The organism is Nocardia sp. IFM 10818, from assembly GCF_054655275.1.
The window spans coordinates 5,055,837-5,079,904 of sequence record NZ_BAAHJH010000001.1; the positions used below are offsets into that span (position 1 = coordinate 5,055,837).

A 24,068-nucleotide genomic window follows, 5' to 3' on the forward strand; every position below is an offset into this window, starting at 1 on the left:
AGAATCGGCAGTACCACGTGCTCCACGCCCACTGTCGCGACGGGACCGTGCGCTAACCGGGTCGGCTGTAGTCTCAACCTGATCACATTGTTCCACGTACCGGCAGATCTGTCACAAACACCACGTAAGACGATGCGACGCTTGGTCTTCGAACCGGCGTACCGGCTCGTTCAGAAGCGCGCGGCGACCGCGATGTCCAATTGCGCGCTGCTGATCTGCCGCCCGGCATTGGACACCGAGGTCACCATGGCGGTTGCGAAGGATCCGCGCCGGTCGAACAGCGTGGCCACGCCCACCGCGATACCTTGTTCGCTCAGATGACCGTCGGCCTCCACGCCGATCTCCGGACCCTCGGGCATACGCGCCAGGGCGAGGGTCATATCGGTATTGATGAATCCGATGCCGGCATCGCCCCAATTGGTCATCATGCTGGTCGCCTCGCCGACCAGGGCGGCGCGCACGAACGGCGACAGCTCCTCCCCCGTCACCACGCGAATCGGGTTCTGCCAGGTGCGTTTCCGGCTGCTGTTGTCATGATCGGTCGGCCGCGGCGACCAGCCCTCGGCGCTGCCGTCGCTGTCGAAGAGCGGCGGCCGCAATTCCGTCCAGGGCGGCGCGACCGCCGGCGACGGCGGCTGCGGTTCGCGATCGCGCCGCCACAGCTGCCCCGGCGGCTGTTCGGAGGGCCGCAGCAGCACCGCCGAGGCGCGCGCGGCCACCGTCCCACCCTGCACGACGCTCACATCGGCGACGCGGATCCGATTCCCGTCGCGCACCCGCACGGTCGGGGTGCTGGTATGCCGGAAGCGCGCCGCGCTGAACATGTCCACGGTCAGCCGCACCGGCACGAATCCCTCGGTGGCGTGCTCGAGTTCGAGCTGCCGCGCCATCAGACCGCACAGCGCGGGCCCGACCACCTGCTCGGACGACCACTGACTGGCCGCGGTCGCCGTCGGCTCGAAACCGCCGTCCACCACATCGAAATACGCCGGCATGTCCGCCACGGTCCACGGCTCCGTTCGGTCCAGGTTGATCGATCCACTGATCCCAGACCTAACACACCGCGAGAACGGGTATCAATATCGGGTCTTGCGAGCGGACGGTGGCATTTCCCACACCCGGGGCTACAGCTGCCCCTTCCCCCAGGTCCAGTCGCTGACGATCGGCAGGTCGACGCCGGTGCGCTCGGCGTGCGCGGAGTTCTCGTCGAGCATGCCGAGCAGCCGGTCGCGCAGCCGGTCGAACCGTCCCGCGACCCGCGGCACGTGTTCCAGAACGGCGATCGCCAACTGGTACCGGTCGATGCCGTTGAGCGCGCACATCTGGAACGGCGTCGTGGTGGTGCCCTTGTCGCGGAACCCGCGGACGTGCAGGCGCTGGTGCCCGGGCCGGCGGTAGGTGAGCTGATGGATCAGCCAGGGGTAGCCGTGGAAGGCGAAGATCACCGGCTTGGTGCCGGTGAAGATTTCGCGGTAGTCCTGGTCCGGCAGGCCGTGCGGGTGCCGGTCGGGCGAGGCCAGGCGGGCCAGATCGACCACATTGACCACCCGCACCGCCAGGTCCGGGGTGAGCTCGCGCAGCAGCGCGGCCGCGGCCAGGGCCTCCTGGGTGGGCACGTCCCCCGCGCAGGCCAGCACCGCGTCGGTGCCGCTGAGCGTGTCGTTGCTCGCCCAGCCCCAGACGCCGAGCCCGCGCGCGCAATGTTCCGCGGCCGCGCGATCGTCCAGGTATTGCAGGGCGGACTGCTTGCCCGCCACCACGGCATTGACCCGCCCGCGCGTGCCCAGGCAGTGCCGGAAGACGTGCAGCAGGCAGTTGGCGTCCGGCGGCAGATACACCCGGCTCACCTCGGGGCGCTTGCTCAGCACGTGATCGATGAACCCGGGATCCTGGTGCGAGGCCCCATTGTGATCCTGCCGCCACACATGCGATGTGATGAGGTAGTTGAGGCTGGGAATGGTTGCCCGCCAGGGGTATTCGGCGGCGCCGACGAGCCATTTGGCGTGCTGCACCACCATGGAGTCGACAATGTGGGCGAACGCCTCGTAGCTGGAGAACACGCCGTGCCGGCCGGTGAGCAGATAGCCTTCCAGCCAGCCCTGGCACAGATGTTCGGACAGCACCTCGAAAACCCGTCCGTCACAGGACAATCGGTCGTCACCGGGCCGGCGTACCTCCTGCCAGCGGCGGCCGGTCGCCTCCAGGATCGGATCCAGGCGGTTGGAGGTGTGCTCGTCGGGGGCGAAGAAGAGTAGATCCTGCGGATTCGCCACCAGCGTGTCACGCAGGAACTTACCCAGAACGCGAGTCGATTCCTCGTGCGTCACAGCGGGTTCGGAGATCGAGAGCGTATATCCGCGCACATCCGGCAGGCGCAGATCGACGCTGTCGCGCCCATGGGCCACCGGATTGGCGCTCATTCGCAGCTCGCCGTCGGGATGCAGGTCGCGCACCCGCGGCACGGGCGCGCCGGAGTCGTCGAAGAGCTCCTCCGGCCGGTATGACCGCAGCCATTTCTCCAGCAGCGCACGGTGTTCCGCATTCTCCCGCACTCCGCTCAACGGCACCTGATGCGACCGCCAGGTGTTCTCGATGGGTACGCCGTCGGCCGCCCGCGGCCCGGTCCAGCCCTTGGGGGTGGACAGGATGATCATCGGCAGCCGCGGCCGCCGCTGTTCGCCCCGGATCTCCGCGATCCGCCGCATGGCATGATCCAGTGCGACCGCGTACTTTTCGTGCACCTCGAACGGTTCGCACCCGGATACCAGCAGCGGCTCCCACCCGTATCCGGTCAGCATGGCGATCAGATCCTCGACCGGGATCCGGGACAGCAGGGTCGGATTGGCGATCTTGTATCCGTTCAGGTGCAGGATCGGCAGCACCGCGCCGTCGGTGCGCGGGTCCAGGAACGACGGGGCGTGCCAGCTGGCGGCCAGCGGACCGGTCTCCGCCTCACCGTCGCCGATCAGGCACGCCACCACCAGTTCCGGGTTGTCCAGCGCCGCGCCGGTGGCGTGCGCCAGCGCATAGCCCAGCTCGCCGCCCTCGTGGATGGAGCCGGGCAGATACGGTGCGGCGTGGCTGGGGACGCCGCCGGGAAAGGAGAACTGCCGGAACAGCTCTCGCATGCCCGCCCGATCGGCGCTCACCTCGGGGTGAAACTCGCTGTAGGCGCCTTCCAGCCAGGCGGCCGCGTTCAAACCGGCGGCGCCGTGCCCGGGTCCGCAGACCAGCAGCACCGGTGTGCCTTCGCGCATGATCACGCGATTGAGGTGGGCGTAGGTGAGGGTGATGCCGGGCACCGTCCCCCAGTGCCCGAGCAGCCGCGCCTTCAGGTGCGCGGGCCGCAGCGGTTCGGTCAGCAGCGGGTTGTCCAGCAGATAGATCTGGCCCGCGGACAGATAGTTGGCGGCGCGCCACCAGGCGTCCAGCGCGCCCAATCCCGGTGCGGCGCCGCGTTCGAAGGCGAGGGCGGAGGTCATGGCCGGCTCCGGGTCTCAGCCGTCGGCGCTCTGCCGCCGCCAGTCGCGGATGGCATCGCGGACGCGGTCGAACAGGGCCAGCGGCGGTCCCGCCACCACATTCGCCAGGGCGGATTCACCGGTCCCGGGATGCGGGCGGGTCGGGGCCACCGACTCGGCGATGCGCACCGCCGTGGCGAGACTGGTGCGCTCGGCCGGTGAGGCGTGCTGCAGCAGCATGCCGAACTCCTCCTTCTCCTCCATCTCGGCGTGCTCGATCACCTGCTCGGCGAACTCGCGGAACTTGCGGTCGAAATCGATGTGCTCCGCGCCGAGGTCGTAGAGCTCGGCCAGCGCCGCCTTGGCCTGCTCCTCTTCCCGCAGCCGGGCGTCGATGACCGCATCGGCGACAGACAGCTGCCGCGAGGCCGGGTGCACCACTTCCTCCTCGGCGCTCTCGTGCACCGCCAGCAGCCGGACGAGATCCTCGAACGGCTCTTGTTTGGCCGCTCCGGGCGAAATGTTCACCTGCTCGATGAGCGAGCGAATCTGATTGTGCTGCGCCATCAATAGTTCGACGACGTCCTGCTCTGGTGCTGTAGACATGGAATTGCTTCCTCCCGCATGGGGTGATTGCCCGGCGAGAGTCTCGCCGGGCAATCCATTGCTCGAGGGGTTGTCAGTCGTCCTGACCCCGCTGATACGCCTTCTGGCGCTGTTCCTGGGTTGCCGCCTCGGCACGTTCCTTCTCGGCCTGAGCCTCTCGCTTGGCAGCATCGCGCTGGCTTTCGGCGCGATCCTGCTGCACGCGACCCTCGTCGCGCAGATCCTCATTTCCGAAAACAGTGCCGGCGGCTTCCTTGGCCTTGCCCTTGGCGCCTTCCACTGTGCCTTCGAAGCCCTCGCGGAAACCGCTCTTCTCGCGCTCGGACAAGAGATTCACCTCCATGGTGTCGGTGTTTTGCCTGACAGTCCGGCGATACCCGGCAGCACCTCCCTGAAACACGCGTGGTCCGAATCTCATTGTGGCCCTAGGGAATCCGACGTTTCGGTACGTTGCTTCCACGGGTGCGCGACCCAGACGAGCACGAACAGCACCGCGAAGCAGACCCCCGCGATCACACCCGCCGTGGCGCCGGCGACCACGTGGAAAATCAGCACCGCCACGCAGATGAGCGCGACCCCGAGCAGCGTCAGGCCCGCAATGGCGAACCGGTGCGCGGCGAGCACCACATCATCGAGACGATGCCGGCGGAACAGAATTCGATGCGCCGATACCGGGCCCACCAGGAATACGGTCGCGCCGATACAGGCCGCGACCGTCACCAGATACAGCACCCGCAGCGCATCGGACAATGTCTCGAAACGCGGCTGGAACGGCAGGATCAACAGGAAACCGGTGAGCAACTGCACTCCGGTCTGTACCACCCGGGTTTCCTGAATCAGGCTGGCCCAATTGCGGTCCAGGCGTTCGGCCTCGGTTTCGTTCCGGGCGTGCGAGCCACCGGGTGCGCCGGGCAGCTCGCCTGTCTTCGGGTTCATACGGCGGCTCTTCCCTTCATACGGTGGCCTTACCCGTGTTTCACCCGGCCATGCCAGGCAATCCGGACCGTATGACGTCATTCTGGATGCACGATTTCCATCCGCCCGCCCGGCCGCCGGCGCAACCGGGCCTGCGCTTCGACACCGTGGTGGTCGGCGGCGGGCTCACCGGTCTGGTGACCGCGCTGCTGCTGGCCGAACAGGGCGCCCAGGTGGCGGTGGTGGAGGCCGTCCGCCTGGGCTCGGTCACCACCGGCAACACCACCGGCAAGGTCAGCCTGTTGCAGGGCACCCGCGCCTCGCACATCCTGCGGCGGCATTCCGAGCCGGTGCTGCGCGACTACGTGCGGGCCAATCTCGACGGCCAGCAGTGGCTGCTGCGCTACTGCGCCGAGCACGATGTCGGCGTCCAGCGCGCACCGGCGCTGACCTTCGCACAGAGCGAAGCGGCGGTGCCGACGCTGCGGGCCGAGCTCGATGCCACCCGGGCGGCCGGGCTGCCCACCCGCTTCGTCGACGATCTGGCGGTCCCGTTCCCGCAATTCGGCGCGGTCCGGCTCGATGATCAGGCGCAGGTGCACGCCATCGAGCTGGTGGCGGCGCTGGCGCGCGATCTGGACGCGCGCGGGGTGCCGATCTTCGAGGGCACCCGGGTGCGCGGGATGCGGCAGTCGGGCGCGGACCGGATCCTGCTGACCTCGCACGGAGATCTCCACGCGCGCACCGTGATTCTCGCGACCGGCACCCCCGTGCTGGACCGCGGCGGCTTCTTCGCCCGGCTCACCGCGCAGCGCTCCTACGCCGCGGTGTTCGAGGTCCCCGGGCCGTTCCCGCGCGAAATGCTCATCAGCGCCGACGAGCCGACCCGCTCGCTGCGGTACGTGCCCTCGCCGCGCGGGGATCTGCTGCTGGTCGGCGGTTACGGCCACGAGGTCGGCCGCGATCACGCCGGGCAGCACGCCGAGGACCTGGTGGCCTGGACCCAGCGCACCTTCCCGGGCGCGCAACCGCTGTTCCAATGGTCCGCGCAGGACTACTACCCGGTGGGCGAGCTGCCGTACGCGGGACCGCTGCTGCCGTGGCAGCACAATGTCTTCGTCGCCACCGGCTACGCCAAGTGGGGCCTGACCAATGCGGTCGCCGCGGCCCATGTCCTCGTCGGCGCGATCATCGGCAAGCAACCGGACTGGGCGCCGGTCTTCGCCACCTGGAACGCCCGCGAGCTCGGCTCCCCCACGGCCTTCCTGCGCACCAATGGCCCGGTGGCACTGCACATGTCGGCCGGATGGCTGGGCTTCGCCGTGCGCGACGCCTTCCGCGGCCCCGGTGCGCCCGCCGAGGGCGAGGGCCGCGTGGAACGGCACGGCCTGGAGCCGACGGCGGTGTGCACGGTCGGCGGCCGCACCCGCGCGGTCTCGGCGGTCTGCCCGCATCTGGGCGGCGTCCTGCGGTGGAACCGCGCCGAGCAGTCCTGGGACTGCCCGCTGCACGGTTCCCGCTTCGGCTACGACGGCACCCTGCTGGAGGGCCCGGCCACGCGCTCGCTGCGGGCCGAACCGGGCAGCGGCACGGCCGATGAACGCGGTTAGGCCATCCGATCACGGGTACGCCTCCAGCATGGTCCGCACCATCGACCGCCTGCTGGACACGCTGACCCGCGTCGTGAACACCCTGCTGGACAATGAGATTCCCTTCGCGGTCGGCGGCGGCTGCGCGGTCTACGCGCGCGGCGGCCCGGCCTCCGACCACGATGTGGACATCTTCATCAAACCCGCCGACGCGCAGCGCGCCCGCGCCGTGCTGGCGCAGGCGGGCCTGCGGCCGGTGGATCCGGCCGAGGACTGGCTGACCAAGGTCTACGACGGCGACACCCTGGTGGACCTGATCTTCCGGCCCAACTACCGCGCCGTCACCGACGATATGCTCGCCCGCGCCGGCTGGCTGCGCATCGGGCCCACCGCGGCGCCGGTCATCAGCGGCACCGACCTCATGGTGGACAAGCTGATGGTGCTCGACCCGCACCGCCTGGACTTCACCCGGCTGCTCGACATCGCGCGCGGACTGCGCGAGCAGGTGGACTGGGCGCAGGTGCGCACCGAGACCGAGATGTCGCCGTACGCGCGGGCCTTTCTGGGCCTGCTCGACGATCTGGGCATCAGCGAGGACAGGAGCGAGGATATGAAACGCGATCCCGCCGAACGAACCGAGGAGATCCTGCCGCAGTATCTGGTGGCCAATCTGCGCCGGGCCTTCGCCGAGGACCCGCGCACCGCCGAGCTCGGTGTGCAGGTGACGATTCGCGGCGATGTGGTGGTGCTCAGCGGCGAGGTCGCCAGCGCCGCGCGGCGCGATCAGCTGGCGGCCATGGTGCGCGAGCACGCCCCGAAACTGCGGGTGCACAACGATGTCCGGGTGGTGGCGCCCGCCGCGCCGGGCAATCGTGAGGAATTGAGCTGAGGCCGCATGGACGTGGAAAGCCCTGTGGCAACTAAAGATACCGACCGGAGAGTCCGGATAGCCGCTGTCGGCGATGTGCACCTGGGGGCCGACGCCGCCGGATCGCTGCGGCCCGCGCTGGCGGAGCTGCCCGGCTGCGCCGATGTGCTGCTGCTGGCCGGGGACCTCACCCGGCACGGCACCCTCGACGAAGCACGGGTGGTGGCCGCGGAATTCAGCGACGTGGGCGTGCCGGTAATCGCCGTATTGGGCAATCACGATCATCACAGCGATGCCGCCGACAAAATATCGGCGGTGCTCACCGAGCACGGCATCACCGTGCTGGAGGGCTCCGCCACCACCATCGCCGTCAATGGGCTGACCCTCGGCGTCGCCGGCACCAAGGGTTTCGGCGGCGGTTTCGCCGGCAAATGCGCGAGCGTTTTCGGCGAACGCCAGATGCGCGAATTCGCCTCGCACACGGTGGACCTGGCGACGTCGCTGTACGACGCCCTGGCGGGCCTGCTCTCGGATGTGACGGTCGCGCTCACCCATTACTCCCCCGTCAGCGACACCCTGCACGGCGAGCCCCGCGAGATCTACCCCTTCCTGGGCTCCTACCTGCTCGGCGAGGCCATCGACGGCTGCGCGGTCGATCTCGCCGTGCACGGCCACGCCCACCACGGCGAGGAACGCGGCACCACACCCGGCGGTATTCGGGTGCGAAATGTGGCACAACCGGTAATACGTTCGGCCTTCGCGGTTTACGAGCTGCATCCCGATTCTTGATTGGCGTGTTCCGGTCCGGGTATTCGACTGTTATCGGCTCCCTCGAATGGGAGCGCTGCGAGACAGGAAAGGACAAGCGATGATGCCTGCCGTGCCACAGAATTCATCCGGCATGCTCGGCTTTCCGCATCGCGATCGGTCCCGCGATTACCAACCCGATTACACCCGAACCACCCGGCCGCACGCCGGCGAGACCATCGAGGATTCCCGCAATTGGCCGGGACTGCTGCTGTCCGCCGCCGGCATCGTGGCCATCGCCCTGACGCTGACCGCGGCCGGCTACGGCTTCGCGGGCTGGGCCGGCCTGGGCACTCTGGCCAGTACGGCGCTGCTCGGCCTCGGCATCTCGCTGATGGTCGCCGAGCACCGGCGGGTCGCCACCGAGCGTGAGCGAACAGCCGACACCGAGCGTGAGCGAACAGCCGACACCGAGCGCAAGCGGGCGTCCGAGGCCGATGGCCGATGACGTACTGCCCCCGGAGGAAGAATCATGAGTACTCGCCGAACTACCGTGCCCGTTCTGCTCGCCGCCGGGCTACTCGGCGCCGCCGCGGCGTGCTCCAACAGCACCGAACCGACCAGTCCTGGAACGACTCTCACCGACGGGACGGCGGTGATCACGACCCCGGGCGGGCCGACGATCTCCCTGAACGCCGCCCGACAACTGTGCGACATGATGCGCCCGGAGATCTCCACCTGGAGTGAGCAGGGACCGCAGCTGGGCAAGGTGGCCTTCAACGGCACCGTGCACAACTGGGCGCTGCGCAACAACGGCATCAATGCCGCCATCCTGCAGGATCGGGCCGTGGTGGACACCGCGACCCTCACCGCATGCCCGGACGTGCGTCAGGAAGCGTTGCAGGTGCTGCGAATCGGCTCTCTGGCCGAGGGCCTGGCCGGGTTCTAGGTGATCGTGATGCGTACTCCCCTCTTCCGCGCCGCGGCGGCCGGCTGCGCCGCCGCGGCGACCGCTCTGTTCCTCACCGCCGGCTGCGGCGAGGCCGAGAAAATCGTCAACAAGGGTGGCGACACCCCGTGCAGTGAATTCGTCGCACAGGACTCCGAAAAGCAGCGCGTAACCGCCCGCAAATTCCTGGAACAGGAGCAGGACTCGACCGCCGAGCCCAGCGCCGACACCGTCGACGCGGCGATCGCCGCGATCACGCTCATGTGTGAAGTGCAGGCCAATCGCGATACGCCGATCAAGAAGGCGGATCTCACCGGGATTTTCGTTCCGAAATAGCATTCCCTAACCTCGTCCGGCGGCCTCGCGGGACCCTGCCGAACATCGTTCGAAGCCCCTCCGCGCAAACTCACAGCATCCCGAAAACCATGCTGTACCTGGGCATTCGAGGTTGCAGATGCACTTGCATCTGCGCGGAGCACGGTCATAGACTCGGGGGGCAAGGCACCATTGGGACAACCAGAGAGCCGTGCGGTGAATCATCGGCGATTCCTCGCCAAGGGTTAGCCGTCGGACTGGCGTCAGGGGCGTTCGAATGAACCAGCCAATCAATCTCAGCCGACTCGGGTTTGCCGACAGAAACCAGCCGGTACAAACCTATTCGCGGGAGACGGCAACCGATTTCGTGATCCGCCAGGTCGAATCCACTGGAGCGGCCACTCGGTACGATTTCGATATCGAAAGAATCGTCACAACCGCACACGCCATGGTCAATGACTGGGATCTGCACACCATGCAGCCGGAGGCGTTCTGGCGAATCGCCTCCAGCTTCATCCGGCAATAGGTAGCGGCCGGAGCCACCGGGGCCGCCGTCAGAGTGCGGCGGCCACCTCGGCGAGCAGTTTCCGGGACCGTTCCGGCGGTTCTGCCTGCACACTCAGCTGATCCATCACCTGGCGGTAGAGCTCCAGATCCTGGCGGCGGTCCAGATACAGGGCACTGGTCAGCTGTTCCAGGTACACGATGTCGGGCAGTTCCGGCTCGGCGAACCGCAGCATGGTGAACGAACTTCCCGCTGCCGCATGGCCTCCCGCCGCATAGGGCAGCACCTGAATGGTGACATTGGGCAGCTGGGACACCTCGATCAAGTACTCGATCTGCGCACGCTGCACGCTTGCCCCACCCACCGGCCGATGCAGTACCGCCTCGTCCAGCACCGCCCAGAAGCTCGGCGCCCCTTGGCGTGTCAGCAGTTCCTGACGCCGCCGGCGCAGCGAAACGCGCCGCTCGCTGTCCTGGTCGTGACCCAGGGCAACGATCGAACGCGCATAGTCGGTGGTCTGGAGCAGACCCGGGACCAGCTGGCCCTCAAAGGTTCTGATCGACTTCGCCGCGTGCTCGAGTCCTAGATAGGTCTCGAACCACTGCGGGAGCAGATCGCTGTAACGATGCCACCAGCCCGGCTGATTGGCCTTGCGTACCAGATCGAGGAAAAGTTCGCGCTCGCCGGGATCCGTGACCTTATAGAGGTCCAGCAGATCCCGGACATCGCGCTCCTTGAATCCGGTACGCCCGAGTTCCAGGCGACTGATCTTGGCATGGGAACCGCGAATGTGTTCACCCGCTTGTTCCCTCGTAATATTGTTTGCTTCCCTCAGTTTCCGTAGCTGCCCGCCCACGGCGATCCGCAGGGCGGTCGGACCACGGTCGATAACGGTGGGATCCACCCGGCCGTGGGGAACGGGTACTGCGATCATGGGGTCCACTCCGATGCTCGGGTTTGCCGGCAGTGGGCCACGACCGCAATGTCAGGTGAACCACCGCGCCGATTGCCAATGCTACCGCTCAGCGCGCGAGGTCGTCGAACTCTCCGCTCTTCGCGCCGCGCAGGAATGCATCGATCTCGGGGCGGGTGTAAACCAACACCGAACCTTGGGGGTCCCGGGAGTTCCGCATGGCCACCAGGCCGTTGGCGAGTTCCGCGACTTCGACGCAGTTACCACTGGGATTGCTGAAAGTGCTCTTGCGCCAAGACAGTTCCGAGCGATCTATCCGGGTTGCTGATGTGTCCGTCATTTCAGACTCCTTGCCAGTACCGCCCGCAGACGGTGGTCCAGTACTTGCAAATGTTCGACCAGATGTACTTACAGTTGCAACCGCAACCTGAACGATAGCACGCGGATAGCTCCGCATCGATCCCCGCAAATGCGCTGACTCTTTGCAACACAACAGGTTTGCGGCGCGTACGCGCACTGTCGGTGCGAAGTTGCGAATGCATTCAGACATTACAGACCGGTAAGTCTGATTACTGGCGATCAGGGTGGGAAACAGCCATCCACCGGGTCAACGCCCGGCGAATCTTATACTGTCACTGGACATATCAGTCGAAACATGCCACGCATACCGTCGTCGAGGAGCTGCGATGTCCGAAACGAACAATCCGCTCATCCGCACCGACATCCCGCACTCCGCGCGGATCTGGAACTACTGGATGGGCGGGAAGGACAATTACGAGATCGACCGCACGATCGGCGATGCCAGCCTCGCCATCGATCCCGATATCGCCACCATGGCGGTGGAGTCGCGCAAGTTCCTGATCCGGGCCGTGCGAATGCTGGCCGGCGAACGCGGTATCCGTCAGTTCCTGGACGTCGGGACGGGTCTGCCCACCATGCAGAACACCCATGAGGTTGCCCACGAACTGGCCCCGGAGTCAAGGGTCGTTTACGTGGATAATGATCCGCTGGTGCTCGCGCATGCCCGCGCTCTGCTCACCAGCGGGAGCGACGAAGGTGTCACCACCTATATACAGCGCGACTTCCACAATCCGGAGGAAATTGTCTCCGATGCCCGGAATGTCCTGGACTTTGCGCGGCCCGTGGCCGTGATGTTCATGGGCGTGCTGGGCCATGCGCACAGCTATTCCGACGCCGTGCGCATCATCCGCACGATCATGGACGCGGTGCCATCGGGCAGCTACCTGGTTTTCTGGGATGGCACCACCGACAGCGACGCCTATGTAAAGCTGTGCCAGGAGTACACCAAGTCCGGCGGGGTGCCCTATGAACCGCGGCCCAAGGAGCAACTCGCGACCGCCTTCGACGGCCTGGAACTGGTCGATCCCGGCTTCGGCCCGATCGTGCACTGGCGAGCGGAGCTGGCCAAGCCCGGCACGCTTCCCGATATCGCGGCCTACGGTGGCGTGGCGCGGAAACCCTGACGCCACAACAACACCGAAACGGGCGAATAGCCTCTCGACACGAGGATTGGACGTGCAGATGCACTTGCATCTGCACGATCTGCACTTCTAAACTCAGTGCACCATCCTCCCCATCGGCCAGAGGCATCCAATGACACAGATGCTCGCCCCTTGTACTGATATCTCCGGTGATTGCGACGTGGACCCCCGCGTTCTCACCTATCGCCAGGCCCGCGCCATCCTGCGCGCCCATGATCAGCATTTCGCCTGCCGGCAGTATCTAGCGGCGGTGGCGTACCTGTCGGCGGACAACGACGTCGACTGATTTCGGATGCCCTTGCGCCACACGGCCGATGGCGGGTACTCCGGATATGGAACTGCCGTCCCGTGGAAGAGCGCCGAGATGTACCTTTCAGCTGCGCACGATCTGATCGCTCAATACGATCTCCTGGCCCAGGTTTTCAATCCGACGCCGGAGACCCCGCCCGTGGCGGACAAGTTGATGCGACTGGTCCGCTACTTCACCTGGTTCGTCCTCTTATCCGGCACCCTGGCCATCATCTACGCCGGTGGCCGCTTCGCTTGGGAGAAGTGGTCCGGTTCGGCGCTTCAAGCGCCCAAACAGGTGGCTGGTGCGCTCGTCGGCGGTGTGATCGCCACGAGCGCCGGCACCATCATGAATGCCGTCATCAGCTGACGGATGTTGTCTGAGACGTCGGCCCGCGGGCCGGACGCCCACCGTCCCGGTGATTCACGCCGTGGCGGCGTGCGGCGCCTGCTCCTCGGCGAGCCCGTCGACGCCGACCAATTCCTCGAAGCGCGCCACTACCTTCTGGTGGTACATGCCGAAGAGATCCTCGAACAGCGCGAGCTGCGCCTGGCTGGGCCCGCCCTCGGATTCCCAGACCGCCACCAGCGCCCGCCACACCAGCACGTGCAGATCCGGTGAGACCGCGAAATAGGCCTGCACCGCCTCGGGGACCTCGAGCACCATCTCGCCGATGGAATTGAGCACGGCGCGCTGCACCGAGTGCTTCAGCTCGGTCAGCAGCTTGCGCAACAGCTCGAGTTCGATGCGCAGCATCCGGTAGGGATCCGGATCCGCGCCGCGCGCAACGATTTCCAGTTCGTCGATGGCGGCCTTGAGTTCGGCCGGGTCGATGCCGCGCTCGCCGCCGGTGTAGGCGAGCAGCGCCTCCAGCGCGATACCGCGCTCCTCGTCCACGATATTGGCGAACATGTCCGCGGCGACCTCCGGCGTCGGCATGGACAGCCGGAAGAGGCGGCGGTACACGTCCACCCCGCCCTCGGCCCGCACATCGCGAATGACGAACCCCTTGCCGCGGTGGGCGTCGACGAAGCCGTAGGACTCCAGCCGGCCCAGAATCAACTGCGCCGTCGCACGATTGAGGTCGAATTCGTCGGCCACCTGTCGGACGGACGGCATCAAACCACCGGGCGCGTATTGCCCGGATGCCACGCGGCGCGCCAATTCATCGGCAACGTCGGCGACGACCGTCCGGTCTCCCATCGTGCACCTCTCTGCTTTTCGTCTACGTCCCAGACAGTGTATGTGCTGATTCGGTCAATCGCACAAGTGTTGTGCGGGTTATCTAGTGCGTCAATAGTTCCGACACAGTGACGAATCGATATCCGCGCGCTTGCAACCCGATGATGATGCGCGGAACGGCCGCCACCGACGCGGCGCCGGACTCGTACATGCCGTGCAGCAGGATGATCGATCCGGGGCGCGCCTGCGCCAGCGTCTCGTCGACGATCTCGTCGGTACCGGCCTGCTTCCCGGAATCGGGCTCCACATCCCACATGACCGTGGTGCGATCGTGCCGGGAGAGATACCACGGCAGGGTGATCAGCTTCTTGCCGAACGGCGGGCGGAAGGTGATCGGTCCCGAATATCCGGTCTTGGCGATTTCGGCGTCCGTGCGCTCGATCTCCGCGCGCACGGTCCCGGGGCCGGTGAAGATCATGCGCTGATGGCTGTAGCTGTGATTGCCGATCTCGTGGCCCGCCCGCGCGATCGCCGCGCCCTGCTCCGGATTGGCCGCCAACTCCTCGCCGATCAGATAGAAGGTGGCGGGGACGCCGCCGTCCGCCAGGGCCTTCAGCAGCAGCGGCGTCTGCGCGGTCGGGCCGTCGTCGAAGGTGAGCGCGACGACCTTGTCGGCGGTGTCCACGCGCGGCACGATGCGTCCGGCGACCTGATAGGTGCGCGAATTCATGAGCACATAGAGCCCGGCCCAGAGCAGGACGAGCACCGCCAGCACGAGCGCGCCCCAGATGAACACCTTGCGTTTCATGTATTTTTCGTTCCTTTCGTACGACCCGACCGCGGTAAGACCGCCGACGGCTCGAAAAGGAATCGGTCTCTACGCGTCATCCCCGCTCGTCCCGGCTCGCCGCAGCTCCCCCGCCCAGCGGTCGGACCATTGCCACAGTGGTTCGAGCGCCAATCCGAGTTGTTTGCCCGAGAGAGTCAGCTCGTAGGACTTGTCCGGCTTCTTGGCTACCACACCCGCGTCCTGCAGGCGCTGCAAACGCACCGACAGCATGCTCGACGAGCAGTTGCCCATGCGGCGGCGCAATTCCAGAAAGCCCAGCGGGCCCGGTTCCAGTTCCCAGATCACGCGCAGCATCCACCGCTGGCCGAGCAGGTCCATGGCGGTGAGCACGGCGGCGTGCGAGTCGTCGGCGCGGCTGTTGGACGGCGGGGGCTGACTTGCGCTTCTCATTTCGAACCAACATAGTGGTTCTAAATCAGAAGCACTCGAGCGGGCTGGAGGTCTGTGGTGGCGGTGACGGATTCCGCGGTGGCGGCGACGGCGGCACGCGGCCGGCGAATCGTATTGGTGACCGGCGCGTCTCGCGGGATCGGCGCCGATACCGCGCGGGTGCTGGCGGCCCGGGGAGACCATGTGGTGATCAACTACCGGGAGAAGCGCAAGCGCGCGGAAACCCTTGCGGCGGGGATCATTACCGCGGGCGGCAGCGCCTCGGTGGCCGGGGCGGACATCTCCGACGCGGACAGCGCCGCCGGGCTGATCGACGGCGTGGTGCGCGAATTCGGACGGCTGGATGTGCTGGTGCTCAATGCCTCCGGCGGGCTGGAGCGCGAGGCCGCGCCGGACTACGCCATGCGGCTCAATCGCGACGCGCAGACCGGGCTGGCCCGGCTGGCGCTGCCGCATATCCCGGCGGGCGGGCGGATCGTGTTCGTCACCAGCCATCAGGCGCACTTCTCCCCCGCCCGGGCGGTGCCCGCGGGCTATGAGCTCATCGCGGCGAGCAAGCGCGCCGGTGAGGATGCGCTGCGCGCCATGATTCCCGAATTCTCCGCGCACGGAATCGATTTCACGGTGGTCTCCGGCGACATGATCGACGGGACCATTATCGTGCGACTGCTGGAGCGCCGCGACCCCGAGGCCGTGACCGCGCGCCGCGATCAGGGCGAGCTGCCGACGGTCGAGGAGTTCGCCACCGCCGTCGCCGACGCCACCACGGTGGCCGGCGAGCCGGGGCATACCGTCTATGTCGGCGGTCAGGACTATCTCGCGGGTGCGAAGATCTGATTCCGCTGGTCACCCCCGGGACCGGCATGACAGCATCGAGGCATGCCGCACTGGGTTCAAGTCCTCCCCGCCTTCCTGCTCGCCTGCCTGGTCCTGGCCGCGATTCCCGGCCCCGCGACCGCGCTGTTCCTGCAGCGTTCGGTGCGCGACGGGCGGACGGCCGGACTGGCGGCGGTCGCCGGCAACGAGATCGGCGTCTTCGGGTGGACCCTCGCCGGTGGCGCCGGATTGTCGGCCCTGCTGGTGGCCAATCAAGTGCTCAACAAGACGGTCCACATCATCGGGGCGCTGGTGCTGATCTGGCTCGGCATCCAGGCCTGGCGCGGCAGCCGCCGCGATGACGGCTTCGGGGCGGCCATGACCTCGGCGCTCCCCCGTGGCCGCACGCCGGGGGCGGCATTCCGCGCCTCGCTCATCTCGATCGCGGCCAACCCGAAGGCAGCCGTGTTCGGATTGACCATCCTGCCGCAGTTCCTACCCGGCGAGGGCCCGGTGCTGGCGACGGTCGTGATTCTCGCGGTGATCCAGCTGGTGATCGACACCGCCTGGTGCGTGGGCATCGTGCTCGCGGCCGACCGGGCCGGGAAGTGGCTGCGGCGCACCGGCATTCGCCAGCGCATCGAGCGTGCACTGGCCGCGGTGCTTGTCGCCCTGGGCTTCGGGCTGGCCGCCGAGGCACGGTAGGCCGACCCGCCCGGCGTCCGGGCGATCACGGCGAGCCGCGCGGAAAGCCGCTGGTTAGCGGCCGTCCAGGTGGGAAACTCCGCGACAAGGAGGTGTTGACCATGGTCGACGACGTCGAGAAGCGCTGGCGCGATCCGCGGTTGTTCCGGCAGGCCGTGAAATACGTGGTCGCCGTGCTGGTGGTGACCGCGGTCGCCGCCGGGCTGGCGGTGGTGTGGGCCTCGTCCCGGCAGGCCTGCCTCGATGCCGAGTCCATGCTGTGCGATACGTCGTCGCGGCTGGTGGTCGGGATGATTCCGGGCGGCATCCTGCTGCTGGACGGGCTCGGGGCGTTCGTGATCACCGTCCGGGAGTGGCGGGCCGGGCACGCGTGGCCCATCTGGCAGGGGGCCGGATGGTTCCTGCTGGTGCTGATGGTGGTGTATCTGTCCGTAGCCGGAGGCGTGTGACCGCGGCCGGAGGCATCTGATCGCGGCCGGAGGCATCTGATCGCGCCGGGGCCGAATGAGCGGCGGGCGGGTCAGACCGGGCAGCGGACGCTGTCGGCGGTCTTGTCGTGCTGATCGAAGGGCGTGCCGCGAATGCCGACGCGGGCCGCGAGGTAGCGGGCCACCTTGGTATTGCGGTCCCACATGGGGTCGATATGGCGGGCGCGGCGCGCCATGCGCAGGCGCGCGCCAGGGAGATGGTCGTCGATGCGGCGCAGGCGCACGGCGGTGGTCGCCGCCAGGCCGGTCAGCGCCGACCACGGCTGGATCGGGACCGACCGCAGCGGGGTATCGGCCAGCAGGGTGCGGACCAGCGGCTCGCTGCTGTAGTACGACAGCGCGCCGAGCAGCGGTGCGGTAGCGGCGATGTGGAGACGACCGGTCAGGGTCGAGTCGGTGAAGCGGCGGGTCGCCGCGCCGGCCATGGTCGCCGTCCACTGCGGCGCCACACCGGCGGTGGCGACCATGTAGTCGGCCATTTCCATGCCCTCGGCGGCCGAGCGCGGAATGAGTTCCTCCGCGACCCCGAAGACGTAGGCGATATAGGACCAGTAGTGCATGACCGCGTCGAGTTGCCCGGTGCCGCACCGGCGGCCGTGCACATGGTCGAAGCACATCGGCGACAGGCCGAAGGTGACGGCCGCGCCCATGGTGGTGGCATTGGAGATGGGGTTGCCGTGCGCGGCGAAGTGCTCGTCGCCGAATCTGCGGCGCAGCATGGCGCGGACCTGGGCGTGCATGAGCCGCACGCGCACGGTGTCGTGGAAGATCGGCGACCGGCGTTCCAGGGCGCGGGGCGCGGTGACACTGCGGAACCACACCGAGGATTCCAGGCCGCGCCGGTAGGGATCCTTGACGAATCGGCCGGTGGCCCCGACCGCCGAGGCCACTTCGGCTCCGACGAAGGTGCCCATGAAGTCCTGTACCCCCATGGCCATCTTCCCGGCGAGGGAGACGTTGATCCACAGCCGGCGGCCGCGCTCCCACAGGTCCGGATCGTACCAAGAAGGCGGATTGTCCAGGCGGGCAAAGAGATTCACCAGCTCCGGCAGCGGCTCGTCCACGCTGTCGATGCCGTGTTCCAGGGCCTGGTTCAGCATGCGGCGTCCGCCCGCGGAGCCGAGCCGGCCGAAGGCGGCGACGAGCTCGTCCATGGGTTCGTCGCCCTGCCACAGGTGGTCGGCCATGAGCCGCGTGCGCGGTGTGTCCACGGGTTCGGGGCGGACGTCGATCCACGGTCCCAGCATGGCCTTGCGCGGCGCGAACCAGAGTTCCGACGCGACCGCGCGCGGGGGCGGCGGGCGCAGCGGCATACCCGGCCGGTAGTAGTAATCGTAGGGATGCCCACCGGTGGCGGGACGGGTTTCGGCGCTCGGAAGCATTGTGCTAGGACCCTGTCAGCTGGCGGAATCGGGTGAGGGCGTCACGGCCGGCATCGGCATGGACGGGGCAGTAGTGCTTGGGATCGTCGCGGTGTTCCGGTGCGGGCCACAGCAATTCGGGCGCTTCCGGCGGCGGCATCCAGTCGGGTCGTTTCCCGGCCACCCGGCGGCGGGCGGCGCGAATGCGCGGGAAGGCGTATTTCACCCCGTCCGGCGTCACCCGGTTGGCCGCCGAGATGGCGCGGCACAGCCGGTCGAATATCCACTGATCGCGCTCGGTCCAGGTGAATCCCATGGTGCGGCGAATGGCCGGATCGCACAGCCCGATGGTCACGAACTTGTAGAACCGGGCGCCGGACGGGCGAAGCACACGCTCCCACACGGGTTTCGGCAGATGGCGCAGTACCGGGAACGGCGGCACCGGGGCCTCGTCGGCGAGATGGAAGATATCCCACGCCGCCTGGGTGGGCTCGAGGGTGTCGCGGCACATATCGCGCCAGTAGCGCCGGAACTCCGGCCAGCTCTGCGGCACCACGCGCATGGGCATGCCGTACATCTCGTACCACTGGTACTGCTCACGCCAGAGTTGTTCGCGCTCTTCGGCGGTGAGCCCGCCCATGAACAGCTCTGCCGTCCGCAGGGTCTCCATGAAGAACACCGCGTGCGCCCAGTAGAAGGTGCCCGGGTCCAGGGCGTGGTATCGGCGGCCCCGGGCGTCGACGCCCTTGATGGTGCGGTGATAGCCCACGATCTCGCGGGCGGTCTCCCGGGCGCGCGGGCCGTCGAACACCACCCCGGTGATCGGATATCCCGAGCGGATGACCCGCTGATAGAACTCGTCCTTGATCTCGGAGTGGAATTCCACGCCCGCGCCCAGGCCCGGATGCATGTTCTGGACCATGCCCATGAACAGTCCGCTCGGGACGAAGTAGAGGGAACCGAAGATCTTCCAGGTCAACGAGTCCGGGCCGAGGGGTCGCGGTTCCGGGCGCGGCTCCCGCACCCGATTCGTCTCGCGCCCCATTGCGCTTTCTGCCACCATGGCCCCAGGCTGACACGAATAATTACTCGCGTTCAATTCGCATTTCTCGATCACAGCGGAACCGACATGCCACCGAAACGACAAGCCCCGAAAACCCCTGGCCAGGCCCGGAGAACGCCCGCCGAGCCGCGCCGCGCACCGCAGCAGGAGCGGTCGCGGGCCATGGTGGCGCGCATTGTGGACGCCGGGCAGGAGGTGCTCATCGCGCACGGCTACGACGGCGCATCGACCAATCGCATTGCCGCGGCGGCGGGTATCAGCCCGGGCTCGCTGTACCAGTACTTCCCGAACAAGGACGCCGTGGTGGCGGCGGTGATCGAGCGCTACACCGGCGAGGTCGCCGACCGGGTTCGCGCGCGCGTGCTGGCCAATCTGGCGAGAAGACCCGAAGTCGCTGTGCCGGAGACCATTTCCGAACTGCTCGACGCGCTCGGGAATCATCGGGAGCTGTTGCGCGCCGTGGTCGAGCAAACACCGCGGCTGTCCACCGGCGCGACCGTGTTCGCATTCGAGCAGCAGATCGGGGAACTGGCGCGGGCGGCGCTGACCATGCGGGCCCGGGAGGTTCCGGCGGAGGTGGATTCCGACGCCGCCGCCTGGATGCTGGTGCGGGCGGTCGAGCATCTGACCATCCGCTATCTGCTCGACGATCCGCCCATAACCCGGGAGCGGTTCCTGGCCGATATCACCCGGCTGGTGCTCAACTATTTCCGCTGAAAGCGGTGCGAGCGGAATGCGAGCAAGTCATCCGACTGGTCACGCGGTCGACGGCACCGGGGCCGCGGGCAGTTTCAGCAGCAGTTCCACCGCGCGTGCCGCGCTCTGGGCCGCGCTCTCCATCGTGGCCGACCAATCCGTGCTGGTCCAATCGCCCGCGAGCACCAGGGTGGGCACCGAGGTGCGCTGTGCGGGCCGCAGTCCGGCGGTGCCGACGACCTGGGAGAAGGTGGCGCGCGGCATCGGAACCACTTGGGCGTGCAGGACTTCGGCGTCCCGGGCCGCCGGGTAGTAGCGGCGCAGCAGGGCCATCTGCTCGGCCACCACCTCATCGTGCGGTTTGTGGATCTGCTCGTAGGCGCCGCTGGTGGTCAGGCAGTACAGCCAACCGTGCTCGGTGGAGCGGCCGTGCATGCGCTGCCGGTCGAAGACCTCGTCGATGACGCCCTGGCCGCCGATGAGCGCCTCGAATTCGCTCTTGGTGCCCAGCGGCCGGTCCAGGTAGAGGTTGGTGCTGACGATCGGCGTATAGCCGAGTTTGTCGGCGGCGGAATAGATTTCGTCGTGTTCGGGCAGCTGGTCCAGGAGTCCGCCGATAGTGGAGTTGGGCACCGCGCACACCACGGCGTCGGCGGGCACCACATCGCCGTCGGCCATGAGCACCCCGGTCACCGCTCCCTCCTCGATCAGGATGCGGCGGGCCACCGCGCGGTGTTCGACCCGAACTCCGTAGCGCCGGAACACTTCTTGCGCGCCGGTGACGAACAGCGTGTCGAGATCCACGGTGGGATAGCCGATGGTGGCGGGCCGCCGATGTTTGATGCCCAAGCGGATTCCGGTGGCCATCACATCGGCGAAGACCTTCGCCGATTCCTGCTGCACCGGTTCGGCGGCAATGCCCAGCGCCAGCCAGTCCCACAGCGCCTCGCGCGCGGTGGCGGGCATGCCCAGGCGCTGAAACCATTGCTCGGTACTGATATCGGCGAGATCGGCGGGCTGGTTGAGGCATTCCCAGCCCATGCGCACGGTGGCCAGCGCGGCGCGGATGCGGTCGGCGGGACTCGCGTCCGGGTGGGCGCCGAACAGGGTGCGCAGGGCCGGTAATCCCTTGGTGCCCATGGTGGTGTGCCGTCCGCCGGGCCAGCGCAGCACGCCCTCGTTCGGGAATTTCACGTACCGGCGGGTGCCGACGCTCTCCAGATAGCGGAACAGGTGGTCGTAGCCGCTGGCGATGACGTGCTGACCGTTGTCGGGCACATCGCGCAGTTTCGGGACCTCCAGCGCGTGGGTGCGCCCGCCGAGGCGGCCGCGCCGTTCCAGCAGGGTGACCTGCTTTCCGGCCTCGGCCAGCCACACCGCGGAGGCCAACCCGGCCAAGCCGCCTCCGATCACCACATACCGACGCGGATCGTTCATGAGCGCTCCCGAGAACCGAAACCTACACCAGGCAAGGTAGTCCCGGCGCGGTGGTTTCGAAGCGGAATGACAACCGCGACAAGGAGGCTGGTCCGCACTGCTGCTGGTGTGCCCATCGGCATCGTGACCTTCCCGCCGCCGGTGCCGCCGGTGCTCGAGGCGATCTCGCGTGCGGAAGCGGCGGGGATCGGCGTGGCCTGGGTGCCGTCCCGGCCGGTGGGGCCGGACGGGCTCGGCGTCGTCACCGCGGCGGCCGCGCGCACCAGCACCATCGCGCTGGGCGGCGGGATCTCGATCACCTATCCCACGCATCCGCTGGCGCGGGCGAACGAGGCGCTGGTCGCGCATCGGGTCGCGGCCGCCGATGGCCCGGTGACCGCTACCCCGCGCGGCGCTGAGCGGCGGGCGCGTTCTGCTCGTGCTTGCGCGCCAGCAGCGGATAGCCCGCGCACACCAGCGCACCCCACACCACTCCGACCACGACCGCCGAGCGGCCCGCTTCGGTGAAGAACAGCAGCACCACGACGAGCGCCAGGAAGGCCAGCGCCAATACGGTGGTCACCGGCGCGCCCGGCAGGCGGTAATCGCTGGCGGGCAGCAGACCGCGCCGCACGCGCGAGCGATACATCACGTGGCAGACCAGGATCATGCCCCACACGAAGATGATGCCGATGGTCGACACGGAGGTGATGTAGGCGAACGCCTTGTCCGGCGAGAAGTAGTTCACCGCCACGCCGATCACCATGACCGCCGCGGACACCGCGATACCGGTGGCCGGAACCGACCGGTTGCTCAGCGCGCCCAGCCGCGCCGGCGCCTCCTCGCGCTGCGCCAGGCTGCGCAGCATGCGGCCGGTGGAGTAGATGCCCGAGTTGCAGGACGACAGGGCCGCGGTCAGCAGCACGAAATTGATGATGCCCGCCGCGCCCGGAATGCCGATCTGCTGGAACACCTCCACGAACGGGCTCTTGCCCGCCTGGAAGTTGCGCCAGTTCGACACCGACATGATGACGAGGAGCGCGCCCACGTAGAACAGGCCGATGCGGAACGGCAGGGTGTTGATGGCCTTGCGCAGGGTCTGCTTGGGGTCGCGGGCCTCGCCCGCGGTGACGCCCACCAGTTCGACGCCGACATAGGCGAACATGACGATCTGCAGCACCAGCAGCGCCTGCCACACGCCGTTCGGGAAGACGCCGCCGTCGTTCCACAGATTGGTGACCGTCGGATCGGCGGCATGCCCGAAGTGGAAGACGAGCACGCCGATGCCGATGACGATCATGAAGAGAATGGCGGTGACCTTGATGGCGGAGAACCAGAACTCGCCCTCGCCGAACAGCTTCACCGACACCAGGTTCGCCACGAACATGATGCTCAGCACCACCAGCGCGGTCACCCACTGCGGGATGTCGAACCAGTACTGCACGTACTTGCCGGCCACGGTGATCTCGGCCATGCAGGTCGCGACCCAGACCGCCCAATAGGTCCACCCCGTGGCGAAGCCTGCGAACCGGCCCAGGAACTCGTTCGCGTATTCGGCGAAGCTGCCGGTGACCGGGCGATAGGTGAGCAGTTCGCCCAGCGCCCGCATGATCACGAAGATGGCCAGGCCGGCCGCCAGGTAGGCGAGGATGAGCGCGGGGCCCGCCTGTTCGATGGCGCCGCCCGCGCCGTAGAACAGACCGGTGCCAATGGCGCCGCCGATGGCGATCATCTGAATGGTGCGCGGCGAGAGTCCGCGCGAGTACCCCTCGTCCCCCACATCGGGTGCGGTGGCCGCCACTTGCCTGTCAGAGGCTGTCAATGGTGTTCCTTCCACATGCGTGCGGCCGCCGCGCCCCGCCATCGTGCGCACGAGAAGCGAACGGCCGCGCCGAGCTTGCCGACGGGTTGCCGAGCTCGGGCCAACGGCGTGTCAGGTTACCGGAGGGGTCGCCCGGGGCACCGCATCAGCGCCGCACTTCGCGCACCGGCGCACCCCCGGGCGGGAGCTGATCATCGGTGCCCTCGATGAGTTCGACACCGGTCACGACCTCGGTCTCGATGCGGATGACGTGGTCGGCGGGCATGGTTATCCAGGGTTCCAGCAACGTCTCGTAGCGCCGCACCTGTTCGCGATCGGTCACCACCCGGGCGACGCCGGTGATGATGACACTCCAGCCACGCCTGGTGTTCTCGTCGAAATCGTCGGCCTCGTAGGCGACCACCTGGCCGTCGCCGCGCAGCAGGCTGGCGCCCAGATGCGCCCGCACCACCACGGCATCGGCTTCGACGATATGGTTCACCGGCCGGATAACCGGAACTCCTCGGCGCGAGAATGCGATTCGACCATATTGCGCGCTCGCCAGCCGCTTCAGTGAATCGGCAGCAGAGAGCTCGCGCAGCTTTCTTTGCCCTTCGCCGCCCATATTTCCGATTGTGATC

The 24,068-nt window shown here is 67.7% G+C and carries 29 protein-coding genes and 1 pseudogene; 15 read left to right on the forward strand and 15 right to left on the reverse strand.

Annotated elements, in window-relative coordinates:
• Window positions 1–170: 170 nt before the first annotated feature.
• The 5 genes from ACYQ5L_RS23420 to ACYQ5L_RS23440 all read right to left on the reverse strand — a co-directional run bounded on the left by ACYQ5L_RS23420 (window position 171) and on the right by ACYQ5L_RS23440 (window position 5,003).
• Window positions 171–995 carry a thioesterase family protein gene (locus ACYQ5L_RS23420; protein WP_459963517.1) on the reverse strand — a complete coding sequence of 275 codons (825 nt, stop codon included), beginning with the start codon at window positions 993–995 and terminating at the stop codon, window positions 171–173.
• A 129-nt stretch (window positions 996–1,124) separates the two neighbouring features.
• Complete coding sequence (locus ACYQ5L_RS23425) at window positions 1,125–3,482, reverse strand: phosphoketolase family protein (protein ID WP_459960187.1); 2,358 nt, start codon at window positions 3,480–3,482, stop codon at window positions 1,125–1,127.
• A 15-nt stretch (window positions 3,483–3,497) separates the two neighbouring features.
• Window positions 3,498–4,067, reverse strand: coding sequence for a hemerythrin domain-containing protein (locus ACYQ5L_RS23430; protein WP_459960189.1), 570 nt, complete (start codon window positions 4,065–4,067; stop codon window positions 3,498–3,500).
• Window positions 4,068–4,140: 73 nt separating this feature from the next.
• Window positions 4,141–4,410, reverse strand: coding sequence for a microaggregate-binding protein 1 (gene mbp1, locus ACYQ5L_RS23435; RefSeq protein WP_459960191.1), 270 nt, complete (start codon window positions 4,408–4,410; stop codon window positions 4,141–4,143).
• 71 nt (window positions 4,411–4,481) lie between these two features.
• Entirely contained in the window at window positions 4,482–5,003 is a 522-nt protein-coding gene (locus tag ACYQ5L_RS23440) for a DUF6328 family protein (protein ID WP_459960193.1), read from the reverse strand.
• A gap of 71 nt (window positions 5,004–5,074) precedes the next feature.
• Here ACYQ5L_RS23440 and ACYQ5L_RS23445 point away from each other — a divergent pair, with 71 nt between their 5' ends.
• From ACYQ5L_RS23445 to ACYQ5L_RS23475, 7 genes are all read left to right on the forward strand, one after another.
• Window positions 5,075–6,592: an FAD-dependent oxidoreductase gene (locus ACYQ5L_RS23445; RefSeq protein WP_459960195.1), complete on the forward strand. Its 1,518-nt coding sequence runs from the start codon at window positions 5,075–5,077 to the stop codon at window positions 6,590–6,592.
• Window positions 6,593–6,620: 28 nt separating this feature from the next.
• Window positions 6,621–7,460, forward strand: a complete 840-nt coding sequence (locus ACYQ5L_RS23450; RefSeq protein WP_459960196.1) for a nucleotidyltransferase family protein — start codon at window positions 6,621–6,623, stop codon at window positions 7,458–7,460.
• Window positions 7,461–7,484: 24 nt separating this feature from the next.
• On the forward strand, window positions 7,485–8,228 hold the full coding sequence (locus ACYQ5L_RS23455) for a metallophosphoesterase family protein (RefSeq protein ID WP_459960198.1): 744 nt from the start codon (window positions 7,485–7,487) through the stop codon (window positions 8,226–8,228).
• Between the two features lie 82 nt (window positions 8,229–8,310).
• Window positions 8,311–8,694 (forward strand): hypothetical protein, encoded by a 384-nt coding sequence (locus ACYQ5L_RS23460; protein WP_459960199.1) that lies wholly within the window; start codon window positions 8,311–8,313, stop codon window positions 8,692–8,694.
• Window positions 8,695–8,718: 24 nt separating this feature from the next.
• Window positions 8,719–9,135: a hypothetical protein gene (locus ACYQ5L_RS23465; RefSeq protein ID WP_459960201.1), complete on the forward strand. Its 417-nt coding sequence runs from the start codon at window positions 8,719–8,721 to the stop codon at window positions 9,133–9,135.
• A gap of 9 nt (window positions 9,136–9,144) precedes the next feature.
• Window positions 9,145–9,471, forward strand: a complete 327-nt coding sequence (locus ACYQ5L_RS23470) for a hypothetical protein (protein ID WP_459960203.1) — start codon at window positions 9,145–9,147, stop codon at window positions 9,469–9,471.
• A 256-nt stretch (window positions 9,472–9,727) separates the two neighbouring features.
• The gene (locus ACYQ5L_RS23475) at window positions 9,728–9,976 is read left to right on the forward strand and encodes a hypothetical protein (protein WP_379194530.1); all 249 of its coding nucleotides are present in this window, start codon (window positions 9,728–9,730) and stop codon (window positions 9,974–9,976) included.
• A gap of 28 nt (window positions 9,977–10,004) precedes the next feature.
• Here ACYQ5L_RS23475 and ACYQ5L_RS23480 read toward each other — a convergent pair whose 3' ends face one another.
• Both ACYQ5L_RS23480 and ACYQ5L_RS23485 read right to left on the reverse strand, forming a co-directional pair.
• The gene (locus ACYQ5L_RS23480) at window positions 10,005–10,889 is read right to left on the reverse strand and encodes a helix-turn-helix domain-containing protein (protein ID WP_379194532.1); all 885 of its coding nucleotides are present in this window, start codon (window positions 10,887–10,889) and stop codon (window positions 10,005–10,007) included.
• Between the two features lie 88 nt (window positions 10,890–10,977).
• Entirely contained in the window at window positions 10,978–11,208 is a 231-nt protein-coding gene (locus ACYQ5L_RS23485; protein WP_379194534.1) for a DUF397 domain-containing protein, read from the reverse strand.
• A 346-nt stretch (window positions 11,209–11,554) separates the two neighbouring features.
• Here ACYQ5L_RS23485 and ACYQ5L_RS23490 point away from each other — a divergent pair, with 346 nt between their 5' ends.
• The 3 genes from ACYQ5L_RS23490 (at window position 11,555) to ACYQ5L_RS23500 (ending at window position 13,028) form a co-directional block, all read left to right on the forward strand.
• Complete coding sequence (locus ACYQ5L_RS23490; RefSeq protein WP_459960206.1) at window positions 11,555–12,352, forward strand: SAM-dependent methyltransferase; 798 nt, start codon at window positions 11,555–11,557, stop codon at window positions 12,350–12,352.
• Between the two features lie 178 nt (window positions 12,353–12,530).
• Window positions 12,531–12,656 carry a hypothetical protein gene (locus ACYQ5L_RS23495; protein WP_379194538.1) on the forward strand — a complete coding sequence of 42 codons (126 nt, stop codon included), beginning with the start codon at window positions 12,531–12,533 and terminating at the stop codon, window positions 12,654–12,656.
• A 78-nt stretch (window positions 12,657–12,734) separates the two neighbouring features.
• On the forward strand, window positions 12,735–13,028 hold the full coding sequence (locus ACYQ5L_RS23500) for a hypothetical protein (protein WP_459960208.1): 294 nt from the start codon (window positions 12,735–12,737) through the stop codon (window positions 13,026–13,028).
• A gap of 54 nt (window positions 13,029–13,082) precedes the next feature.
• Here the strand turns inward: ACYQ5L_RS23500 and ACYQ5L_RS23505 are convergent, their stop codons facing one another.
• The 3 genes from ACYQ5L_RS23505 to ACYQ5L_RS23515 form a co-directional block, all read right to left on the reverse strand.
• A complete protein-coding gene (locus tag ACYQ5L_RS23505; protein ID WP_459960210.1) occupies window positions 13,083–13,862 on the reverse strand; it encodes a GntR family transcriptional regulator in 780 nt (259 codons plus the stop codon).
• 82 nt (window positions 13,863–13,944) lie between these two features.
• The gene (locus tag ACYQ5L_RS23510; RefSeq protein WP_459960212.1) at window positions 13,945–14,649 is read right to left on the reverse strand and encodes a polysaccharide deacetylase family protein; all 705 of its coding nucleotides are present in this window, start codon (window positions 14,647–14,649) and stop codon (window positions 13,945–13,947) included.
• Between the two features lie 69 nt (window positions 14,650–14,718).
• Window positions 14,719–15,081 (reverse strand): winged helix-turn-helix transcriptional regulator, encoded by a 363-nt coding sequence (locus ACYQ5L_RS23515; RefSeq protein ID WP_459960214.1) that lies wholly within the window; start codon window positions 15,079–15,081, stop codon window positions 14,719–14,721.
• 57 nt (window positions 15,082–15,138) lie between these two features.
• Here ACYQ5L_RS23515 and ACYQ5L_RS23520 point away from each other — a divergent pair, with 57 nt between their 5' ends.
• From ACYQ5L_RS23520 to ACYQ5L_RS23530, 3 genes are all read left to right on the forward strand, one after another.
• Complete coding sequence (locus ACYQ5L_RS23520; protein WP_459960215.1) at window positions 15,139–15,918, forward strand: SDR family oxidoreductase; 780 nt, start codon at window positions 15,139–15,141, stop codon at window positions 15,916–15,918.
• Window positions 15,919–15,960: 42 nt separating this feature from the next.
• Complete coding sequence (locus ACYQ5L_RS23525) at window positions 15,961–16,602, forward strand: LysE family translocator (RefSeq protein WP_459960217.1); 642 nt, start codon at window positions 15,961–15,963, stop codon at window positions 16,600–16,602.
• A gap of 101 nt (window positions 16,603–16,703) precedes the next feature.
• Complete coding sequence (locus tag ACYQ5L_RS23530) at window positions 16,704–17,051, forward strand: hypothetical protein (protein ID WP_459960218.1); 348 nt, start codon at window positions 16,704–16,706, stop codon at window positions 17,049–17,051.
• A gap of 71 nt (window positions 17,052–17,122) precedes the next feature.
• On the opposite strand, the gene ACYQ5L_RS23535 is transcribed toward ACYQ5L_RS23530, so the two are convergent.
• Window positions 17,123–18,472, reverse strand: a complete 1,350-nt coding sequence (locus ACYQ5L_RS23535; protein ID WP_459960220.1) for an oxygenase MpaB family protein — start codon at window positions 18,470–18,472, stop codon at window positions 17,123–17,125.
• Between the two features lie 4 nt (window positions 18,473–18,476).
• Window positions 18,477–19,514 carry an oxygenase MpaB family protein gene (locus tag ACYQ5L_RS23540; protein WP_459960222.1) on the reverse strand — a complete coding sequence of 346 codons (1,038 nt, stop codon included), beginning with the start codon at window positions 19,512–19,514 and terminating at the stop codon, window positions 18,477–18,479.
• A 66-nt stretch (window positions 19,515–19,580) separates the two neighbouring features.
• On the opposite strand from ACYQ5L_RS23540, the gene ACYQ5L_RS23545 reads away from it, so the two are divergent.
• Window positions 19,581–20,231 carry a TetR/AcrR family transcriptional regulator gene (locus ACYQ5L_RS23545; protein WP_459960224.1) on the forward strand — a complete coding sequence of 217 codons (651 nt, stop codon included), beginning with the start codon at window positions 19,581–19,583 and terminating at the stop codon, window positions 20,229–20,231.
• 39 nt (window positions 20,232–20,270) lie between these two features.
• On the opposite strand, the gene hpnE is transcribed toward ACYQ5L_RS23545, so the two are convergent.
• Window positions 20,271–21,647, reverse strand: a complete 1,377-nt coding sequence (hpnE, locus tag ACYQ5L_RS23550) for a hydroxysqualene dehydroxylase HpnE (RefSeq protein WP_459960226.1) — start codon at window positions 21,645–21,647, stop codon at window positions 20,271–20,273.
• A gap of 66 nt (window positions 21,648–21,713) precedes the next feature.
• On the opposite strand from hpnE, the pseudogene ACYQ5L_RS23555 reads away from it, so the two are divergent.
• Window positions 21,714–21,938: pseudogene (locus ACYQ5L_RS23555) on the forward strand (hypothetical protein); the annotation flags it as partial.
• A gap of 88 nt (window positions 21,939–22,026) precedes the next feature.
• On the opposite strand, the gene ACYQ5L_RS23560 reads toward ACYQ5L_RS23555, so the two are convergent.
• Window positions 22,027–23,448 (reverse strand): amino acid permease, encoded by a 1,422-nt coding sequence (locus ACYQ5L_RS23560; RefSeq protein WP_459960228.1) that lies wholly within the window; start codon window positions 23,446–23,448, stop codon window positions 22,027–22,029.
• A gap of 145 nt (window positions 23,449–23,593) precedes the next feature.
• Entirely contained in the window at window positions 23,594–24,052 is a 459-nt protein-coding gene (locus ACYQ5L_RS23565; RefSeq protein ID WP_459960230.1) for a pyridoxamine 5'-phosphate oxidase family protein, read from the reverse strand.
• Window positions 24,053–24,068 lie beyond the last annotated feature (16 nt).

Coding starts and splice junctions, on each gene's coding strand:
- ACYQ5L_RS23420 (WP_459963517.1), bottom strand. CDS start 995: ATGCCGGCGTATTTCGATGTGGTGGACGGCGGTTTCGAGCCGACGGCG.
- ACYQ5L_RS23425 (WP_459960187.1), bottom strand. CDS start 3,482: ATGACCTCCGCCCTCGCCTTCGAACGCGGCGCCGCACCGGGATTGGGC.
- ACYQ5L_RS23430 (WP_459960189.1), bottom strand. CDS start 4,067: ATGTCTACAGCACCAGAGCAGGACGTCGTCGAACTATTGATGGCGCAG.
- mbp1 (WP_459960191.1), bottom strand. CDS start 4,410: ATGGAGGTGAATCTCTTGTCCGAGCGCGAGAAGAGCGGTTTCCGCGAG.
- ACYQ5L_RS23440 (WP_459960193.1), bottom strand. CDS start 5,003: ATGAACCCGAAGACAGGCGAGCTGCCCGGCGCACCCGGTGGCTCGCAC.
- ACYQ5L_RS23445 (WP_459960195.1), top strand. CDS start 5,075: ATGACGTCATTCTGGATGCACGATTTCCATCCGCCCGCCCGGCCGCCG.
- ACYQ5L_RS23450 (WP_459960196.1), top strand. CDS start 6,621: ATGGTCCGCACCATCGACCGCCTGCTGGACACGCTGACCCGCGTCGTG.
- ACYQ5L_RS23460 (WP_459960199.1), top strand. CDS start 8,311: ATGCCTGCCGTGCCACAGAATTCATCCGGCATGCTCGGCTTTCCGCAT.
- ACYQ5L_RS23465 (WP_459960201.1), top strand. CDS start 8,719: ATGAGTACTCGCCGAACTACCGTGCCCGTTCTGCTCGCCGCCGGGCTA.
- ACYQ5L_RS23470 (WP_459960203.1), top strand. CDS start 9,145: ATGCGTACTCCCCTCTTCCGCGCCGCGGCGGCCGGCTGCGCCGCCGCG.
- ACYQ5L_RS23475 (WP_379194530.1), top strand. CDS start 9,728: ATGAACCAGCCAATCAATCTCAGCCGACTCGGGTTTGCCGACAGAAAC.
- ACYQ5L_RS23480 (WP_379194532.1), bottom strand. CDS start 10,889: ATGATCGCAGTACCCGTTCCCCACGGCCGGGTGGATCCCACCGTTATC.
- ACYQ5L_RS23485 (WP_379194534.1), bottom strand. CDS start 11,208: ATGACGGACACATCAGCAACCCGGATAGATCGCTCGGAACTGTCTTGG.
- ACYQ5L_RS23490 (WP_459960206.1), top strand. CDS start 11,555: ATGTCCGAAACGAACAATCCGCTCATCCGCACCGACATCCCGCACTCC.
- ACYQ5L_RS23500 (WP_459960208.1), top strand. CDS start 12,735: ATGTACCTTTCAGCTGCGCACGATCTGATCGCTCAATACGATCTCCTG.
- ACYQ5L_RS23505 (WP_459960210.1), bottom strand. CDS start 13,862: ATGGGAGACCGGACGGTCGTCGCCGACGTTGCCGATGAATTGGCGCGC.
- ACYQ5L_RS23510 (WP_459960212.1), bottom strand. CDS start 14,649: ATGAAACGCAAGGTGTTCATCTGGGGCGCGCTCGTGCTGGCGGTGCTC.
- ACYQ5L_RS23515 (WP_459960214.1), bottom strand. CDS start 15,081: ATGAGAAGCGCAAGTCAGCCCCCGCCGTCCAACAGCCGCGCCGACGAC.
- ACYQ5L_RS23525 (WP_459960217.1), top strand. CDS start 15,961: ATGCCGCACTGGGTTCAAGTCCTCCCCGCCTTCCTGCTCGCCTGCCTG.
- ACYQ5L_RS23530 (WP_459960218.1), top strand. CDS start 16,704: ATGGTCGACGACGTCGAGAAGCGCTGGCGCGATCCGCGGTTGTTCCGG.
- ACYQ5L_RS23535 (WP_459960220.1), bottom strand. CDS start 18,472: ATGCTTCCGAGCGCCGAAACCCGTCCCGCCACCGGTGGGCATCCCTAC.
- ACYQ5L_RS23540 (WP_459960222.1), bottom strand. CDS start 19,514: ATGGTGGCAGAAAGCGCAATGGGGCGCGAGACGAATCGGGTGCGGGAG.
- ACYQ5L_RS23545 (WP_459960224.1), top strand. CDS start 19,581: ATGCCACCGAAACGACAAGCCCCGAAAACCCCTGGCCAGGCCCGGAGA.
- hpnE (WP_459960226.1), bottom strand. CDS start 21,647: ATGAACGATCCGCGTCGGTATGTGGTGATCGGAGGCGGCTTGGCCGGG.
- ACYQ5L_RS23565 (WP_459960230.1), bottom strand. CDS start 24,052: ATGGGCGGCGAAGGGCAAAGAAAGCTGCGCGAGCTCTCTGCTGCCGAT.